Here is a 15,885-nt window from a genome sequence, read left to right on the forward strand (position 1 = left end):
CCGCGAAAACAAGGAAAGGCCAAAGCGCCAGGACCCGCAAAAAAAACCCCTGCGCGCAGCAGCCCTCAACCAATCTCAACAATAATCTTACTAGCCGCACTACCGTCGGCGACGGCCCCATAAGCGCTCTCAGCATCCGCGAACGCAAAGCGCCTCGCATCCACCCGCGGCGCAAGCTTCCCCGCCTCGGCAAGCCGCGTCGCCTCGGCGAGCATCTCCCCATGATGCGCGCGATGCTTCCCACTCAACAGCGGATAAAGCGTAAACACACCCGAATACGACGCCTCACGAAACGACAGCGGTGCGAGCGCATGCGTCCCCCACCCAAGCGCGCTCACCACATGCCCGAAATGCTTGACCGCGGCAAACGAAGCGTCGAGCGTCTTGCCGCCTACAGTGTCCACCACGAGATCGAAGCCCGCGCCCGCCGTGTGCGCCTGAACGTACTGCTCGACACTGAGTGAGCCATAATCAACAGGCGTCGCGCCCAACTGCGAAATAACATCCATGTTGCGTGCGCTTCCCGTCGCGAAGACTTCCGCGCCAAGCGCCCGCGCAATCTGCACGGCCACGTGTCCGACACCCCCCGCACCGCCCTGAACCAGCACGCTCTGACCCGCCGCCAGATGCGCACGATCGACAATGCCCGACCACGCCGTTATGAATGCAAGCGGCAGCGCGGCGGCTTCGCGCATGGACAGATTCGCGGGCTTGCGCGCGAGGAGGTCCGCATCCACAGCGGCGTACTCGGCCAACGCGCCTTGAATGCCGCCCACGCCGCCTGTCATACCGTACACCTCGTCGCCCGGCGCGAAACGCGTGACGCCCGCGCCAACCGCTTCCACCACGCCCGCCATATCGATACCGAGCACGAGCGGCAACGGATGCTTCGCATGGTCGGCCTTGCCCGCGCGAATCTTCACGTCGAGCGGATTGAGCCCCGCCGCATGAATGCGCACGAGCACCTGGCCCGTTTGCGGCTGCGGACGATCGAGCGTGACAAGTTCGAGCGGACCATCGTATTGGTTGAGAACGAGCGCTTTCATTTTCGGTGTGTGTGCCCTTGTGAGTTAATGAGGTAGCCTAAGCAAAGCTTGCTTAGTCCTTGTCGTTCAGTTGCGAGGCGGCGTCACGCAACGCGGTGCGCAACCCTTCTTCCACTACGGGGTGATAGAACGGCATCGCCAGCATGTCGTCCACACTCAGCCCCATCTGCACGCTCCACGCGAGCAGGTGGCCGATATGCTCCGCCGCCGGTCCAAACCATTCCGCACCCACGAAACGCCGTGTCGCGCGATCCACGTAGACGTGGCCTACGCCGTGGTTCTTGAGCATCACGCGGCTGCGACCCTGGTCCTCGAAGCTCACGGCGCCCGTCACGAAACTGCCCGCCGCCAGTTGCCGGTGCGACTTGCCGGCGATCGCGATCTGCGGGTCGGAGAAGACGATGGCAAGCGGCGCGCGGCGCGCAACGGCCTCGATCTCCGGAAAGCGCGCCGCATTGCGGCCCGCTGCGCGGCCCTCGTCGGCGGCTTCGTGGAGCAGCGGCAGCACGTCGTTCGCGTCGCCCGCCACGAACACCGGCGCGCCACTGGCTTGCAGCGTAGCCGGGTCGAAGCGCGGCACACCGTGCGCGTCGAGTTCGAGCGAGGTGTTCGCGAGGCCAAGGGTCGCCACGTTGGGATGCCGACCCGCTGCCGCCAATACGTAATCAAACGTCTCTTCGGACTCCGTGCCATCCGCGCGGGCGTAGCGAAGCGTCACGCCCGCATCGTTGCGCGTCGTCGATACGACACGTCCCTGCGTTTCGAAGTGCATTTCCGCGCCAAACACGCGGTGCGCTTCGGCGATCACACGCGGGTCTGTGAGCGGTCCCACGCTGCCGTGCGAGCCGCCGTACAACGTGACCCGCACACCCAGCCGCGCGAGCGCCTGGCCAAGTTCCAGGCCGATCACACCCGAACCGACCACCGCCACGCTGCGCGGCAGGTCCTCCCACGCGAACACGTCGTCGTTGACGATGAGCCGGTCGCCAAGTCCCGCGAGCGACCCGGGTATCGTGGGCGTCGATCCCGTTGCGATCACGACGCTCTTTGCGCGCACCCGCGTGTGCTCGCCAACCTGGATCAGGCCGTCGTCGATGAAGCGTGCATGCCCAACCAGGCGGTCCGCTTCGGGCAGTGCGAGCGTGCTTTCCACGACGAAACCGACGAACCGGTCGCGCTCGCTGCGCACGCGCGCCATCACGGCGCGCCCGTCGATTTCCATGCCGCGCGGATTCACGCCGAAGCGCGGCGCCAGACTCACCGCGTGCGCCGCCTCGGCCGCCGCGATCAACAGCTTCGAGGGCATACAGCCCACACGCGCACACGTCGTGCCGTAGGCGCCGCCTTCAATGATGATTGCGCTCGCACCTTCCGCCTTCGCGGCGCGGTAAGCGGAGAGTCCGGCCGTGCCGGCGCCGATGATGGCGACATCCGTTCGCAGAGTTTGCATCGTGTTTCCTTGAGGGGCTCATGCATTCGTTGACATGTGCCAGTCTAGGAGGTCGACGTACGTGGGTGAATGTCGGCGCTGCTCAAGTTCATGCCCGATCGTCTCACGCGAGGCGAGGCAAGGTGAGGCGGGCCGCCGCTCACTCGGGCATGTGCTGCGCGAGCCAGTCGATCAACACGCGCACTTTCGGCGGCAAAAAGCGATTGGGCGGATACAGCATCCACACCGGGCCGCTGTACGCACGCGGCTCCAATGACCACTCGGGCAGCACGCGCACGAGCAGGCCGTCGCGCAGCGCATCCGCCGCCGCGAATTCGGGCAGGCTCGCAATGCCCCAGTCCGCAAGCGCCGCGTCGCGCCGCGCGCCCACGTCGTTGGCGATATAGCGGCCCTTCACCTCGACGGTTTGCGTTTGCGCGCCGCGCCGGAACGTCCAGCGGTTGTCGTCGGGCGTTTCGCCGAGATAGAGGCAGTCGTGGCGCGCGAGGTCCTTCGGGTGCTTCGGCGTGCCGCGCTCGCGCAGGTAAGCGGGGGACGCGCACGGCATCCATTGCAGCGTGCCGAGCCGGCGCGCCGCGAGCCCCGGCGGCGGCGTGGGCGTGGGGCGAATCACGATATCGACGCTGTCGCGCACGGGGTCGACGTCCCGGTCGGTGAAGATGAGCTGCACCGCGACTTCCTCATATGCGCGCAAAAAGCCGGAAATCAGGGGATGAACGACGCTCTGCGCGAACGAAATGGGGGCACTGATGCTCACGCGGCCATGCGGGCGGCCAGTGAGGCGGCTGGCGGCCTGGGCCGCGCTCGCGGCGGCTTCGACCATGTCCGTGCAGTGCCGGTAGACCTCCGCGCCCGATTCCGTGAGCCGCAGGCTGCGCGTGGAGCGCTCCAGCAGGCGCGTGCCGAGCGCGCGTTCGAGCCGCTGCATCTGGCGGCTCACGGTGGAAGGCGTGCTGCCGAGCTGGCGCGCCGCAACCGAGAAATTACCGGCATCGACCACGCGGGCGAAGGTGGCCAGATCGGGCAGCAGGGGCAGGAGGTCGGAGAGCGTCATGGCTGGCTGGGCGAAATCATCTGTGCATTCGAAGCATAAATGATGTTCCGGTGAAGTGGATTATCGCTATGAAAGCATTATCGGACAATGTGTTCGTCCTCGACCAATCCGCAAGCCCGCTGCCATGAATGCCCTGACCCGTTCCTCCCGCACCGTCGATCTGCTGCTCGTTGTCGTCGCGCTCATCTGGGGCACGAGCTATGGCGTGGTGAAGGGCGCGCTGCTCGTCTACCCGGTGCTGGGGCTGCTTGCCCTGCGCTTTGGCATCACGTTTGTTTTGCTTTCGCCCGCGCTGCGCGGGTTGCGTCACGTGATGTGGCGCGAGCGCATCGGCGTGCTCGGCGCGGGCCTGCTGCTGCTCGGCATCTTTCTGGCCGAGACGTTTGGCGTTTCGCTCACGAACGCCTCGAACGCGGCGTTTCTCATCAGCCTGTGCGTGGTGCTCACGCCGGTCGTAGAGTGGGCGTGGCTCAAGCGCGCGCCACGCCCGGTGGAATGGGCGGCCGCCGGCGTGTCGCTGTTCGGCGCGCTGCTCCTGACGGGCGGACATGTTGCGGCGAGCCCCGGCGACCTGCTGGTCGTGCTCGCCGCGCTGCTGCGCGCGTTGACCACGTGCGCGGTCAAGCGCGTGATGAAGTCGGGTGCCGTGCCGGCGCTCACGGTCACGGCGGTGCAGTCCGCTGTCGTTTCGATCGGCTGCGCCGCGCTCGCGCTCACTGTCGCGCCCGAACAGTGGCAGCCGTTGCCGCACTGGCAGGGGCACGGCGTGTTCTGGGGCAGCGTGATTTATCTCGTGGCGGGTTGCACGCTGTTCGCCTTCTTCGTGCAGAACTACGCCGTGAGCCGCAGCAGCCCCACGCGCGTGGCGTTGCTTATGGGCAGCGAGCCTGTGTTCGGCGCCCTCTTTGCATGCGTGTGGCTCGGCGAGCGGCTTTCTGTGCCTGCGTGGATCGGCGGCATGCTGATTGTTGCGGCCTCGCTTTTCGCGCTCAAGCGGGAGCCCCAGGCCGAAATGCAGGAAGCCGTGAAAGCGTAGGGCGCGCGGACATCCGCAAAGCTGATATGCAATTGCGAATTAACTGGTAGGGGATCGAGACGCGGGCTGTTCCAATGGACGATTGGACCCGTTCGACGCCGCAGGAGAAGCCCTACAATGGCAAAAGCCAACAAACCCATATTGCTCAACGCGTTCAACATGAATTGCGTGGGGCACATCAATCACGGGCTGTGGACGCATCCGCGCGACCGCTCGACCGACTACCGCACTCTCGCATACTGGACAAATCTCGCGCGCACGCTGGAGCGCGGGCTTTTCGACGGGCTGTTTCTCGCCGATATCGTGGGCGTATACGACGTCTATCAGCGCAACGTGGACGTGACGTTGCGCGAGTCGATCCAGTTGCCGGTCAACGACCCCACGCTCGTGGTGCCGGCCATGGCCGCCGTAACCGAGCATCTCGGCTTTGGCGTGACGGTCAACCTCACGTACGAGCAGCCGTATTTGCTGGCGCGGCGCTTTTCCACGCTCGATCACCTGACGCAAGGCCGCATTGGCTGGAACATCGTGACCGGCTATCTGGACAGCGCGGCGCGCGCCATGGGGCTCGAGCAGCAACTTCCGCACGACGAACGTTACGACCGCGCGGACGAATACCTGGAAGTCCTCTACAAACTCTGGGAGGGTAGCTGGGAGCCGGATGCCGTGCGGCGCGACAAGGCCGCGCGTATTTTTGCGGACCCTGCGAAGCTGCATCGCGTGGAGCATGCCGGGCGGTACTATCGCGTGGACGGCTATCACCTGGCGGAGCCTTCCCCGCAGCGCACGCCGGTGCTGTTCCAGGCGGGCAGTTCGGGGCGAGGGCAGCGCTTTGCGGCACGCCATGCCGAATGCGTGTTCATTTCGCCGCCCAATCGCGCCGCAGCGCGCGAGACCGTGCGCGCGCTGCGCGAACAGCTGGTGCAAGCGGGGCGCCGCCCCGACGATGTGAAGGTTTTTGTTGGCGCGGCGGTGGTGCCGGGTGCGACCGAGCGCGAGGCGCGCGAGAAGTATGCCGATTACCGCCAGTATGCGAGCCGCGAAGCGGGCTTGGCGCATTTCGCGTCGAGCACGGGCATCGATTACGCGCAATACGATCTCGACGCCCCGGTAGACTACGCGCCTGGCAACGCGATCGAATCCGCCACGCGCACGGCGAAGCAACATGGCTGGACGAGGCGCAAGCTTCTCGAGATGTTCGAGCTGGGCGGCCGCTATCCGGCGATCGTCGGCAGCGCTTCGCAGGTGGCGGACGAACTGCAGGCATGGATCGACGAGGCCGACGTGGATGGCTTCAACCTGAGCCGGACCGTGGTGCCCGAGAGCTATGAGGATTTCGTGGATCTCGTCGTGCCGGAGTTGCAGGCGCGTGGGCGCTACAAGACGGCGTATGCGCCTGGCACGTTGCGGGAGAAGTTGTTTGGCGATGCGCCGACGTTGCCGGAGCGGCATGCGGGGGCGGGGTTCAGGCGCGTGACGGAATCGGCCTGAATGACGATGTAATGAAAAATCGCCAGTGATTCGGATAACGAATCACTGGCGATGGATTGTGAATCAGGTGACGTTACTGCTGAGGCGCGTCCTTCCACGCGGGCAGCGTCGCGCCGTGATACACGGCAACGATCTCGGAAGCCACATTAGGCTGCTGATAGCTCTCCACGAGCGCATGCACCCAAGGCGCGTTGGCGTCTTTTTCGTTCACGGCAATGAAGTTGCGATACGGATTGCCGGTCACCTTCTCCTGAGCAATCCGCTCCTGCGGAATCTTGATGCCCGACTTCACCGCCCAGTCCGTGTTGACCACGGCTGCGTCCAGATCGCCAATCGCGCGCCCGACTATGCCCGAGTCGAGTTCCTTGATATGGATATTCTTCGGATTCTTCGCGATATCGCGTGCGGTCGGCAAGAGGCCAACATCGTCGCGCAACGTAATGAGCCCTTGTGCCTGCAGCAGCAGGAGCGAGCGGCCTTCATTGCTCGGGTCGTTCGGCACCCCAATGGTCGCGCCCTGCGGCAGGTCCGCCACCGACTTTACCTTGCGCGAATAAAGCCCGATAGGCTGCACGTAGGTAAAGCCCACCGGCACGATCTTGTAGCCGCGCGCCTTGATCTGCGCATCCAGATAAGGTTTGTGCTGGAACGAGTTCGCGTCGAGGTCGTGGCTGGAGAGCGCTTCGTTGGGCTGCGTGTATTCGGAGAACGTGGTCACCTTGATCGTGAGGCCACGCTTCGCCGCATTGGCGGCGACCACGCGCCACACGTCCTCGTCTTCGCCCGACATGATGCCCACGCGAAGCGTCTGGTCTGCCGCGTGCGCTAGCGTCACACCCCCGAAACTCACGCCCAGCGCAAGCGTTGCCAGCATCGTGGCCAACAAGGTTCTTTTCTTCATAGGATCCATTATTCGAAGAGTTGTGGATAGCGCGATGCTAAGGAGCGCGCCGCAAGCGGACAACCAATTTTGGGAGCATTGCTTAGCTAGATTCGTCGTTTTGCGACGCGCAACGGTATGGCTAGGATGCAGCGATTGCATTTTTCAAGCGCGTTCCCTTCCATGTCTACTCTCGCCGTTCCCGCTTCTGAAGCTATCGAAGCCACCGGGCAAGCGCCTGGCCCGCAACATGCCGTGATCCGCTCGGCGCAGGACGTTGCGCGTATCGTCAACGCCGGCGCCGCGCAAGGCAGCAACGCACGCATCGTGATCGCCATCGCGCTGGGCGGCGTGTTTCTCGACGCCTACGATCTCACCTCGCTCGCCTATGGGATCAAGGACATCGCGCGCGAATTCTCGCTGTCGCCGGTGCAGGTCGGCTTCGTGTCGGCGGCCATTACGTTCGGGGCAATTCTCGGTGCACTGTTCGGCGGCTATCTCACCGACCGCATCGGGCGCTACCGCGTATTCATGGCCGACATGCTGTTCTTCGTCGTGGCCGCGATCGCGGCCGGGCTCGCGCCCAACGCCTGGGTGCTCGGCGGCGCGCGCTTTCTCATGGGCTTTGGCGTCGGGCTCGATCTACCGGTTGCCATGGCGTTTCTCGCGGAGTTTTCGCGCGTGGCGGGCAAGGGCAACAAGGCGGCCAGCGTGGCGGCGTGGTGCCCCGCGTGGTACGCGGCCACGAGCACCTGCTATCTGCTCATTCTCGGCCTCTATGCCGTCCTGCCCGAGCACCAGCATGGCTGGCTCTGGCGCATCACGCTCGCGTTCGGCGCGGTGCCGGCGCTCGTCATCATCGCCGTGCGCAGCCGCTATATCAGCGAGTCGCCGGTGTGGGCCGCGAATCAGGGCGATCTGGAGGGCGCGGCGCGCATACTCAAGCGCACGTATGGCGTGGACGCCGTGGTCGAACGCGGCGAGACGCCTGCGCAAGCGCCGCGCGCCGCATCATGGCGCAATTACGGCGTGCTTTTCAACGCCACGTATCGCCGCCGTACGATTCTTGCCGCAACGATCGGCGCGGCGTCTTCGTTCGGCTACAACGCGATCATCTTCGGCCTGCCCGTGATCATCGCGAGTTTTCTCCAGCAAGGACCGCTCACCACGATTGTCGCTGCGCTCACGCTGAACCTGTTGTTCGCATTCGTTGGCGGCTTGATTGGCGTGCGTACCGCGCCCACCGTTGGCGCCTGGAAAATGACCGCGCTCGGCCACACGCTGCAGTTCGTCTCGCTCATCGGCCTCGCGTTGATCGGCCATCCGGGCAGCGGCTTCCTTGTCGCACTAGCCATTTTGCTGCTCGGCGGCTATCTGTTCGGGCAGGGCTTCGGCCCAGGGTCGCACAGCATGACGTACGCGTCGCTCAGCTATCCGACCTCGCTGCGCGGCATTGGCGTGGGCTTCAATCAGACGCTCGTGCGCTCCGCTTCCACGGTGTCGCTGTTCCTGTTTCCCGTGCTCGCCGCGGCGCTCGGCACGAAGGTCTTCTGGGTGATCGCCATCGCGCCGCTCACTTCGCTGCTCGTGTTGCTGGCTATCCGCTGGGAGCCGTCGGGCTACGACATCGACAGCGAAGATTTCGCAGAAGCGCGCGACGCAGCCACGGCATAAGCATTGCACAATAAGTCATTTTGGTTTCGAAGATCAGCATTCCATACTGATTGGCGAGGCGCGCGCTTCGGGACGCGTTGCGCCTGCTTATCGGTGACATAAGCGTGACAAAAGCGTGACGTAAGCGTGAGATAACGGCGACATAGCGATCGCCGCAAACGGGGTTTGAACAGGGGAAACCAACTATGAGCAATTCGACTCTTGCAGCAGAGGGTGGCAAGCACGCGGGCGGCCAGGCCGTGTCGGTTCAACGCAAGCCATTCGGTACGGAAGACTGGTGGGCGGTTGCGATCGGGCTTTTCGTCATTGCGATTGCCTATGCGCTTTTCGCTTCTGGCGGCAGCATCAAGAGCCTTGCGGTGGCGCCGGCGCGCTGGAACGACTTCGGCGGACTCGCGCGCGATCTCGCCGCGCACGCGGGTGGATACGCGGCGCTGTTCGTCGGATTCGCGGCCGTATTCTCCGTGGCGATTGCGGCTCTCGGCTTGCCGGTTGCGCAATTCGTCAGAGGATTCTTTGTCCTCTTCGTGGTGTCGGCGCTCATTTTCATTGTGGGAGCGTGGGCGCAGGCTACTCGCTACAACCTCGAACCGCCGCTCATCGCGCTGGCGCTCGGGCTGATTGTCTCGAACGTCTTCACGGTGCCGGCCTGGCTCGCACCGGCGCTGCGCGTGGAGTTCTACATCAAGGTTGGGATCGTGCTGCTCGGCGCGACGCTGCCGCTCACGTTGATCGCATGGGCCGGTCCGGTTGCCGTCGGGCAGGCCACCATCGTTTCGCTCGTCACCTTCTTCGTGATCTATGGCACCGCGCGGGCGCTGAAGATCGAGCAGCGCTTCGCCGCAGTGCTGGGCGTGGGCGGCGCGGTGTGCGGCGTTTCGGCGGCAATCGCGATTGCGGGCGCAGTGCGCGCGCGGCGTGAGCAGGCGTCGGTGGCGATCACGCTCGTCGTGGGGTGGGCGATCGTCATGGTGTTCGCGCTGCCCGCGCTTTCGCGTGCGTTCGGCCTGCCGACAGGCATTGCCGGCGCCTGGATCGGCACCTCGGAATTCGCGGACGCGGCGGGCATCGCCGCCGCCCAGGCCTATGGCGACCTCGCGCGACATGCGAGCGGCGCGGTAGCGGGCGCGCCCGACGCGGCGCTGCAGGCATTCGTGCTGATGAAGGTGGTGGGGCGTGATATCTGGATCGGCATCTGGGCCTTCGTGCTGGCGATCGTGGCGACCACGCGCTGGGACCGCGAGGCCGGCGACGAGGTGCAAACGACCACGCGCGCCCGCGAAATCTGGACCCGCTTTCCGAAGTTCGTGATCGGCTTCGTCATTGCTTCGGCGTTGGTCACGTGGGTCGCGTCGCATTACACGCTGGCCGAATACCGCAGTGTCGTCACGCCGGCCTTCGTTGCGCCGATCGTCGCGTTGCGCACGTGGGCGTTCACGTTCTGCTTTCTGAGCATTGGCCTCACCACGCGATTCGCCGCGCTTTCGTCGACGGGCGTGAGGCCGCTTGCCGCGTTCACGGCCGGCGTGGCGGTGAATGTGGTGATCGGCTATCTGCTCTCGGCGCACGTGTTCGCGCCGTACTGGCTGGCGCTTGGCCAATGAGCATGAACGACGCAGCTGACTCCGCAAAGCGGCCGCAGTGCGCGCAGTGTGCGTACTGGGCCGAAAACCGCGCGGTGCTGGAGGCGCGCATCGCGGGGTTGGCCTCGTTCGGGTCGGCGTATGGCGCGAGTGTTGGAGAGAGCCGGTTATGTCTGCGGCACGACCGCCTGACTCAGCCGGAAGACCGCTGTGCCGCATTCGTTGCGCGCACAACGTGAGGTGTTCATCGAAGCTCGGTATAGCCCTGCTGCGCGGCTGCGTTGGCCATGTCCTCGATTTCAGCGTAAGCCTCGCCGCTGAGTCTCGCGAATCCGCGCAGGCGCAGCGTGCTTGCGCGTTCGGGGTCAATCGCGAGAGCAGTGTCCAGCGCGTCGCGCAGCGCGTGAGCCTGATTCTCGTCGAGCGCCCGCGAGGCGATCAGCGGAAGGCCGGGCGCGGAGGCTGTCATGCCGATGGTCCGCACGCCGTCGAACGATTCGGGGTGCGAATCGCGCAGCAACGCGAGCGTGACGCAGTCGATGGCGCCTACGTCGGCCTTGCCGCTCGCCAGCGCTTGTAACGTGCCTGCGTGCGAGCCTGTCCGGAGTACCGAGGCGAAAAAGTGGCCGCCGCGTGCGAGCGGTGCGACCGCGTGGCGAAACGCGTTCATGCCGCTATGCGAATCCACACCGTTGCAGGCGGCGCGCAGGCCGCGACATGCTTCGAGCATGTTCGCGCCTCGTTCCCACGCCTGCGCTGAAACGACGAGCACGCTTCGATAGCGCGGGCCCTCGCAACCGGGGGCGTCGAATATCGGCGTCGAGATCAGTTGGACTTCGTCGGCAAGGCCGAGCATCCGGTACGGAAACCCGCAGGTCTGCGAGAGCAGTAAATCCTTGCGGCGCCAGTGTGGCATGAGCTCGCCCTCGGGCGAGTTCATGATCGTGACCTCGCCCGGGTCGAACGAACGCGCAAAGACCGCCACGCTCTCGCTCAAGAGCGAGCGCCACAACGCCGCGTGGTGCGGTGTCACGTTGTACATCGGCAGGGAGGCGATCCAGCGGGTCATCGGCGCATTCTACGCCACGCAACGCTGGCGCGTCGCGCAGCGCGGTGAAATAAGCAAATGGCAATTCGTTGGTTGGTGAAGCATCTCGCGTTCGGTATGGTAAGGACCTGAATTGCTTTGCTCTCCGTATGGAGTGGCACCATCCTTCATCGCGGGAGCTGGCGCACATGGCCGAATACTTCGACGCAGACCACGCGCGGGAAGTCGCCGCGCTCGGCACAGGCTTCACCGCGCGCACGGAGTGGCCCACCTGGCTATTGATCGCCGTGATCTACGGCGGCTGGTTTGCGGTGCTGGCGCTCTTGCGTTCAAGTGCACTTACGCTTGCGGCCGCCACGCCATGCCTCATCGTGCTGTGCGCATGGCATATGTCGCTGCAGCATGAATTGCTGCACGGGCATCCCACCCGGTTCGCGTGGCTGAATATGGCACTGGGCTGGCCACCGCTTGCGGTGTGGTTCCCCTATGCGGTGTACCGCGAAAGCCATATGGCGCATCACCGCGACGAAGCGTTGACCGTGCCCGGCATCGACCCCGAGACGAACTACGTGCAGCACGAGCAATGGGCTCGCCTGCCGCGCTGGCATCGCGTGTTATGGCACGCACGCAAGAGCTTCGTGGGGCGTGTGGTGATCGGGCCGCCCATGAGCGTGGCCGCGATGCTCGCCGGTGCGGCGCAAACGCTGCGCAGCGGCGACTGGCGACACGTGCCGATGTGGCTCGCGCACCTCGCCGCCGTCTTGCTGCTGCTCGCGTGTGTGCAGCGTTACGCGGGCGTGCCGTGGTGGTGGTATCTCGCAGTTGTTACCTGGCCCGCGCTTGGACTCGCGATGGTTCGCTCGCTGTACGAGCATCGCGCGGCGTCGCATCCCAAGGCGCGCATCGCCATCAATGAGGCCGGGCTCGTCATGCGCTTTCTGTATCTGAACAACAACTACCATCTCGTGCACCACGATCTGCCGCGCCTGCCGTGGTTTCAACTGCCGCGCGCCTACCGCATGCGGCGCGACGCCTATCTCCACAAGTGCGGCGGTTTCGTGATCGAAGGCTACGCCGCGCTCTTCAGGCGCTATGCTTGGCGCGCGACGGATGCGCCCGCGCATCCGTTCGGCGATAACGCGGCACAGTGACAGTCACTGGCGCAAGCGTTTGAAAAAGCGCCGAATGTCGGCGGCGAGAAGGTCGGGTTCCTCCATGGCGGCGAAATGGCCGCCGCGCGGCATGTCGGTCCATTGCACGACGTCGAACACTCGCTCGACCCACGACCGAGGCGGGTGATTGATCTCCTTGGGAAAGCGCGCGAACGCGACGGGCGGCGCCACGCGTTGCCCGGCCGCGAAGCGAAACGGCTGGAGACGGTTTTCCCAATACATCTGCATGGACGTGCCAATGCTGCCGGTGAACCAGTACAGCGACAGGTCCGTCAGCAAGGTGTCTTTCGAAAACCGGCGCTCGATCACGCCGTCGCAGTCGCTCCATGCGCGAAACTTTTCGCCGATCCATGCCGCAAGTCCCGCGGGTGAGTCGTTGAGCGCCGCCGCCGCGGTTTGCGGCTTCGTGGCGTGCATATGCGCATATCCGCCCTCAAGCGCCGCCCAGTCGGCCTTTTCACGCAGATAATCCTGCTCCGCCTGAGTGAGCGGGGCTTGCGCCGCATCGACGGTGGGTTCGTACGAAGAGGGCAGGAAGTTCAGGTGAATGCCCTCCACGGCCCGACTGTGCCGCGCGGCCAGCGCGATAGACACACCCGCGCCGAGGTCGCCGCCTTGCGCGCCGAAGCGCTCGTAGCCGAGCCCGCGCATGAGCGCGGCCCACAGGTCCGCCGCCTGGAACGCGGAGGCACCGGGCGCCGCCGGAGCGGGCGAAAAGGCGAAGCCCGGCAGCGAGGGGGCGACGACATCGAACGCATCGGCCGGGTCCGCGCCGAATGCGGCCGGGTCGCATAGCCGGTCGAGCAGCGCGTGGAATTCAAAGAACGAGCCCGGCCAGCCGTGCGTGATCACGAGCGGGTAGGGCTTTGGGCCTTTGCCGCGCCTATGCACGTAGTGCACGCGTTGGCGAACCGCGCCGCCCTCGTCACCCACTTCGGCCATGAACTGCGGCAGGCGGTTCAGCGTGCGTTCGGCGGCGCGCCAGTCGTATTCGTCTGCCCAATACGCGACGAGTTCGCGCAGCCATGCATGGTCGGCCCCTTGTTGCCACGCCGGGGCGGGCGTAGCGTTGGCCCAGCGCGTGGTGCGCAAACGCTGGCGCAGGTCGTCGATTGCCTCCTCCGGAACGCGAATTTCGAACGGTTCGATATGCATGGTGGTTCATCCGCACGACTTCAGGCCAATGAGCGGACCATTATGAGCGAATTCGCCACCGCGCACCGGCCGCCCCTTGGGGCCCGTCGAATTCGCTCCATCGCTTACCAGATGTTTATCGAGGCATTCGTTTTATTTATCGGCGCTTCGAAAACACCGTCGGGTATTTCAGGGGCCATGGGGCGCGGCGCAAACCCCAAGGCGTCCATGGTTTCCGGCATTCCCAGCCGCCCGCTGCCGCACGCGTTTATTGGCGTGAGGGCGGTTTTTCGCGCAATCTAGGTAATTGCCCTGGCTACTAGCGCGGTGGGGCCAATTCGTACCGTAGCGCAACGATTCGAATCAGCAGCAGAGGTCTCAATGATCATCGACATTCATGGCCACTACACCACGGCGCCCAAAGCGCTGGAGGCGTGGCGCAAACGCCAGATAGCGGGCATCGCCAATCCGTCCGAAATGCCGAAGGCATCGGAGCTGAAGATCGGCGACGACGAGTTGCGCGAATCGATCGAACTCAATCAGCTGAAGCTGATGCGCGAGCGCGGTCTCGATCTCACGATTTTCAGTCCGCGCGCGAGTTTCATGGCCCACCATATTGGCGACTTCCAGGTGTCGAGTACGTGGGCGGCGATCTGCAACGAGCTGTGCTACCGCGTGAGCGAGCTGTTTCCCGAGCATTTCGTGCCGGCCGCCATGCTGCCGCAAAGTCCGGGCGTCGATCCAGCAACATGCGTTGAGGAACTCGTCAAATGCGTGGAGCAGTACGGCAACGTGGCGGTCAACCTGAATCCCGATCCCTCGGGCGGCCACTGGACAAGCCCGCCGCTTTCGGACCGTCACTGGTACCCGATCTACGAGAAGCTCGTCGAATACGACGTTCCCGCGATGATTCACGTGAGCACGAGCTGCAACGCGTGCTTCCACACCACGGGCGCGCACTACCTGAACGCGGATACGACCGCCTTCATGCAGTGCCTGACCTCAGACCTGTTCCGCGATTTCCCCTCTCTGCGCTTTGTGATTCCTCACGGCGGCGGCGCGGTGCCGTACCACTGGGGACGCTTTCGGGGCCTCGCTCAGGAGCTGAAGAAGCCGCCGCTCCAGGAGCATTTGCTGAACAACGTGTTCTTCGACACCTGCGTGTATCACCAGCCCGGCATCGACCTGCTCACGCGTGTGATTCCCGTGGACAATATTCTGTTCGCGAGCGAGATGATCGGCGCGGTGCGCGGCATCGACCCTGAGACCGGCCACTATTTCGACGACACGAAGCGCTATATCGAAGCCGCGCATGTGGATGCCACGGACCGCTACAAGATCTACGAAGGCAATGCGCGGCGTGTGTATCCGCGTCTGGACGCGCGGCTCAAGGCAAAGGGCTTGTGAGCGCGTACGCGGCGGCCTGCATTCCATGCACTATCGGCGAGGCGCACTCTCAGGCGGCCTCGCTCTCCTTCGACTGAAACGGAAGTCAATGACAAAGGAAGACGTACACAGCAACGCCGCGCTGGCGGGTGTCGGGTCGATGGCGACGCGCCTGCTGCTTGCGAATCTCGCCGAGCAATACGTGCGCGAAACGGGGCAGCAGTTGACGGTTGCCGCGATAGGCGGCGTGGACGCCGCACGGCGCGTGCAGGCGGGCGAGGCGTTCGATTTCGCCGTGCTGGCCTCGGCGGCGATCGATCGCCTGGCGGCTGGCGGTCATCTCATTGGCGCGCGCACGGACGTCGTGCGCTCCGGTATGGCAGCGGCCGTCGCCACAGGCGTGGCGCACCCCGACATCGGCACGCAAGCCGCACTGCGCGAGACGATGCTGCGCGCGGCGCGCATCGGCTATTCAACGGGGCCTAGCGGCAAACATTTGCTGGGTCTGCTCGAACGCTGGGGCGTGGCCGAAGTGCTCGCGCCGCGCCTCGTGCTGGCGCAGCCGGGTGTGCCGGTGGCGAGCCTGATCGCGAGCGGCGAGGTCGAGATCGGGTTTCAGCAATTGAGCGAGCTAAAGGACGTGCAGGGCGTGGACGTGGTCGGACCGCTTCCCGCCGGGGCTCAGCTCGTCACGGTCTTTTCCGCGGCGATCTGCGCGGTGTCCCGGAAGCAGCGGGCGGCGGCGGAGTTCCTTGCGTTCCTGGGTTCGGAACGTGCCGAAGCGGCCAAGCGGGCGTTCGGCATGGAGCCGGCGGGCCGCACTGAATACGGACAGTAAGCAGAGCGGCAGGGCGCGAGCAGGACGGCAATAAGAGAAACCGAAAGCGCAATAAGGCGATTAGATCGGGCATTTCATGTCGAACGGTCTACG

14 protein-coding genes are annotated in these 15,885 nt (G+C 65.0%); 8 read left to right on the forward strand and 6 right to left on the reverse strand.

Annotation, left to right across the window (positions count from 1 at the left end; genetic code table 11):
• Window positions 1–65: 65 nt before the first annotated feature.
• The 3 genes from U5A52_RS34890 to U5A52_RS34900 all read right to left on the reverse strand — a co-directional run bounded on the left by U5A52_RS34890 (window position 66) and on the right by U5A52_RS34900 (window position 3,550).
• The gene (locus U5A52_RS34890; RefSeq protein WP_321938519.1) at window positions 66–1,046 is read right to left on the reverse strand and encodes a zinc-dependent alcohol dehydrogenase family protein; all 981 of its coding nucleotides are present in this window, start codon (window positions 1,044–1,046) and stop codon (window positions 66–68) included.
• Between the two features lie 52 nt (window positions 1,047–1,098).
• Window positions 1,099–2,496: a dihydrolipoyl dehydrogenase gene (locus tag U5A52_RS34895; protein WP_321938521.1), complete on the reverse strand. Its 1,398-nt coding sequence runs from the start codon at window positions 2,494–2,496 to the stop codon at window positions 1,099–1,101.
• A 139-nt stretch (window positions 2,497–2,635) separates the two neighbouring features.
• The gene (locus U5A52_RS34900) at window positions 2,636–3,550 is read right to left on the reverse strand and encodes a LysR family transcriptional regulator (protein ID WP_321938523.1); all 915 of its coding nucleotides are present in this window, start codon (window positions 3,548–3,550) and stop codon (window positions 2,636–2,638) included.
• Between the two features lie 124 nt (window positions 3,551–3,674).
• Between U5A52_RS34900 and U5A52_RS34905 the strand changes: the two genes are divergently transcribed.
• Window positions 3,675–4,586 (forward strand): DMT family transporter, encoded by a 912-nt coding sequence (locus U5A52_RS34905; protein ID WP_321938525.1) that lies wholly within the window; start codon window positions 3,675–3,677, stop codon window positions 4,584–4,586.
• A gap of 117 nt (window positions 4,587–4,703) precedes the next feature.
• Complete coding sequence (locus U5A52_RS34910) at window positions 4,704–6,077, forward strand: LLM class flavin-dependent oxidoreductase (protein ID WP_321915171.1); 1,374 nt, start codon at window positions 4,704–4,706, stop codon at window positions 6,075–6,077.
• A gap of 73 nt (window positions 6,078–6,150) precedes the next feature.
• On the opposite strand, the gene U5A52_RS34915 is transcribed toward U5A52_RS34910, so the two are convergent.
• The gene (locus U5A52_RS34915; RefSeq protein ID WP_321938611.1) at window positions 6,151–6,951 is read right to left on the reverse strand and encodes a MetQ/NlpA family lipoprotein; all 801 of its coding nucleotides are present in this window, start codon (window positions 6,949–6,951) and stop codon (window positions 6,151–6,153) included.
• Between the two features lie 189 nt (window positions 6,952–7,140).
• On the opposite strand from U5A52_RS34915, the gene U5A52_RS34920 reads away from it, so the two are divergent.
• Window positions 7,141–8,631 carry an MFS transporter gene (locus U5A52_RS34920; protein ID WP_321938527.1) on the forward strand — a complete coding sequence of 497 codons (1,491 nt, stop codon included), beginning with the start codon at window positions 7,141–7,143 and terminating at the stop codon, window positions 8,629–8,631.
• Between the two features lie 185 nt (window positions 8,632–8,816).
• Entirely contained in the window at window positions 8,817–10,235 is a 1,419-nt protein-coding gene (locus tag U5A52_RS34925) for a YeiH family protein (RefSeq protein ID WP_321915169.1), read from the forward strand.
• Between the two features lie 223 nt (window positions 10,236–10,458).
• Here the strand turns inward: U5A52_RS34925 and U5A52_RS34930 are convergent, their stop codons facing one another.
• Window positions 10,459–11,283, reverse strand: coding sequence for a phosphate/phosphite/phosphonate ABC transporter substrate-binding protein (locus U5A52_RS34930; RefSeq protein ID WP_321938529.1), 825 nt, complete (start codon window positions 11,281–11,283; stop codon window positions 10,459–10,461).
• A gap of 167 nt (window positions 11,284–11,450) precedes the next feature.
• On the opposite strand from U5A52_RS34930, the gene U5A52_RS34935 reads away from it, so the two are divergent.
• A complete protein-coding gene (locus tag U5A52_RS34935) occupies window positions 11,451–12,413 on the forward strand; it encodes a fatty acid desaturase (protein ID WP_321938531.1) in 963 nt (320 codons plus the stop codon).
• A gap of 3 nt (window positions 12,414–12,416) precedes the next feature.
• Here the strand turns inward: U5A52_RS34935 and U5A52_RS34940 are convergent, their stop codons facing one another.
• The gene (locus tag U5A52_RS34940) at window positions 12,417–13,589 is read right to left on the reverse strand and encodes an epoxide hydrolase (protein ID WP_321938533.1); all 1,173 of its coding nucleotides are present in this window, start codon (window positions 13,587–13,589) and stop codon (window positions 12,417–12,419) included.
• A gap of 42 nt (window positions 13,590–13,631) precedes the next feature.
• Between U5A52_RS34940 and U5A52_RS34945 the strand changes: the two genes are divergently transcribed.
• The 3 genes from U5A52_RS34945 (at window position 13,632) to U5A52_RS34955 (ending at window position 15,792) form a co-directional block, all read left to right on the forward strand.
• Window positions 13,632–13,871, forward strand: coding sequence for a hypothetical protein (locus U5A52_RS34945; protein ID WP_321938535.1), 240 nt, complete (start codon window positions 13,632–13,634; stop codon window positions 13,869–13,871).
• 78 nt (window positions 13,872–13,949) lie between these two features.
• The gene (locus U5A52_RS34950) at window positions 13,950–14,975 is read left to right on the forward strand and encodes an amidohydrolase family protein (protein ID WP_321915162.1); all 1,026 of its coding nucleotides are present in this window, start codon (window positions 13,950–13,952) and stop codon (window positions 14,973–14,975) included.
• An 88-nt stretch (window positions 14,976–15,063) separates the two neighbouring features.
• Window positions 15,064–15,792 (forward strand): substrate-binding domain-containing protein, encoded by a 729-nt coding sequence (locus U5A52_RS34955; RefSeq protein ID WP_321938537.1) that lies wholly within the window; start codon window positions 15,064–15,066, stop codon window positions 15,790–15,792.
• Window positions 15,793–15,885: the final 93 nt, after the last annotated feature.

It is taken from the genome of Paraburkholderia sp. J8-2, assembly GCF_905220195.1.
Classification (GTDB): domain Bacteria; phylum Pseudomonadota; class Gammaproteobacteria; order Burkholderiales; family Burkholderiaceae; genus Paraburkholderia.

What these genes read in the sequence shown, in the direction of transcription:
- U5A52_RS34890 (WP_321938519.1), bottom strand. Translation starts at nt 1,046, where the DNA reads ATGAAAGCGCTCGTTCTCAACCAATACGATGGTCCGCTCGAACTTGTC.
- U5A52_RS34895 (WP_321938521.1), bottom strand. Translation starts at nt 2,496, where the DNA reads ATGCAAACTCTGCGAACGGATGTCGCCATCATCGGCGCCGGCACGGCC.
- U5A52_RS34900 (WP_321938523.1), bottom strand. Translation starts at nt 3,550, where the DNA reads ATGACGCTCTCCGACCTCCTGCCCCTGCTGCCCGATCTGGCCACCTTC.
- U5A52_RS34905 (WP_321938525.1), top strand. Translation starts at nt 3,675, where the DNA reads ATGAATGCCCTGACCCGTTCCTCCCGCACCGTCGATCTGCTGCTCGTT.
- U5A52_RS34910 (WP_321915171.1), top strand. Translation starts at nt 4,704, where the DNA reads ATGGCAAAAGCCAACAAACCCATATTGCTCAACGCGTTCAACATGAAT.
- U5A52_RS34915 (WP_321938611.1), bottom strand. Translation starts at nt 6,951, where the DNA reads ATGCTGGCAACGCTTGCGCTGGGCGTGAGTTTCGGGGGTGTGACGCTA.
- U5A52_RS34920 (WP_321938527.1), top strand. Translation starts at nt 7,141, where the DNA reads ATGTCTACTCTCGCCGTTCCCGCTTCTGAAGCTATCGAAGCCACCGGG.
- U5A52_RS34925 (WP_321915169.1), top strand. Translation starts at nt 8,817, where the DNA reads ATGAGCAATTCGACTCTTGCAGCAGAGGGTGGCAAGCACGCGGGCGGC.
- U5A52_RS34930 (WP_321938529.1), bottom strand. Translation starts at nt 11,283, where the DNA reads ATGACCCGCTGGATCGCCTCCCTGCCGATGTACAACGTGACACCGCAC.
- U5A52_RS34935 (WP_321938531.1), top strand. Translation starts at nt 11,451, where the DNA reads ATGGCCGAATACTTCGACGCAGACCACGCGCGGGAAGTCGCCGCGCTC.
- U5A52_RS34940 (WP_321938533.1), bottom strand. Translation starts at nt 13,589, where the DNA reads ATGCATATCGAACCGTTCGAAATTCGCGTTCCGGAGGAGGCAATCGAC.
- U5A52_RS34945 (WP_321938535.1), top strand. Translation starts at nt 13,632, where the DNA reads ATGAGCGAATTCGCCACCGCGCACCGGCCGCCCCTTGGGGCCCGTCGA.
- U5A52_RS34950 (WP_321915162.1), top strand. Translation starts at nt 13,950, where the DNA reads ATGATCATCGACATTCATGGCCACTACACCACGGCGCCCAAAGCGCTG.
- U5A52_RS34955 (WP_321938537.1), top strand. Translation starts at nt 15,064, where the DNA reads ATGACAAAGGAAGACGTACACAGCAACGCCGCGCTGGCGGGTGTCGGG.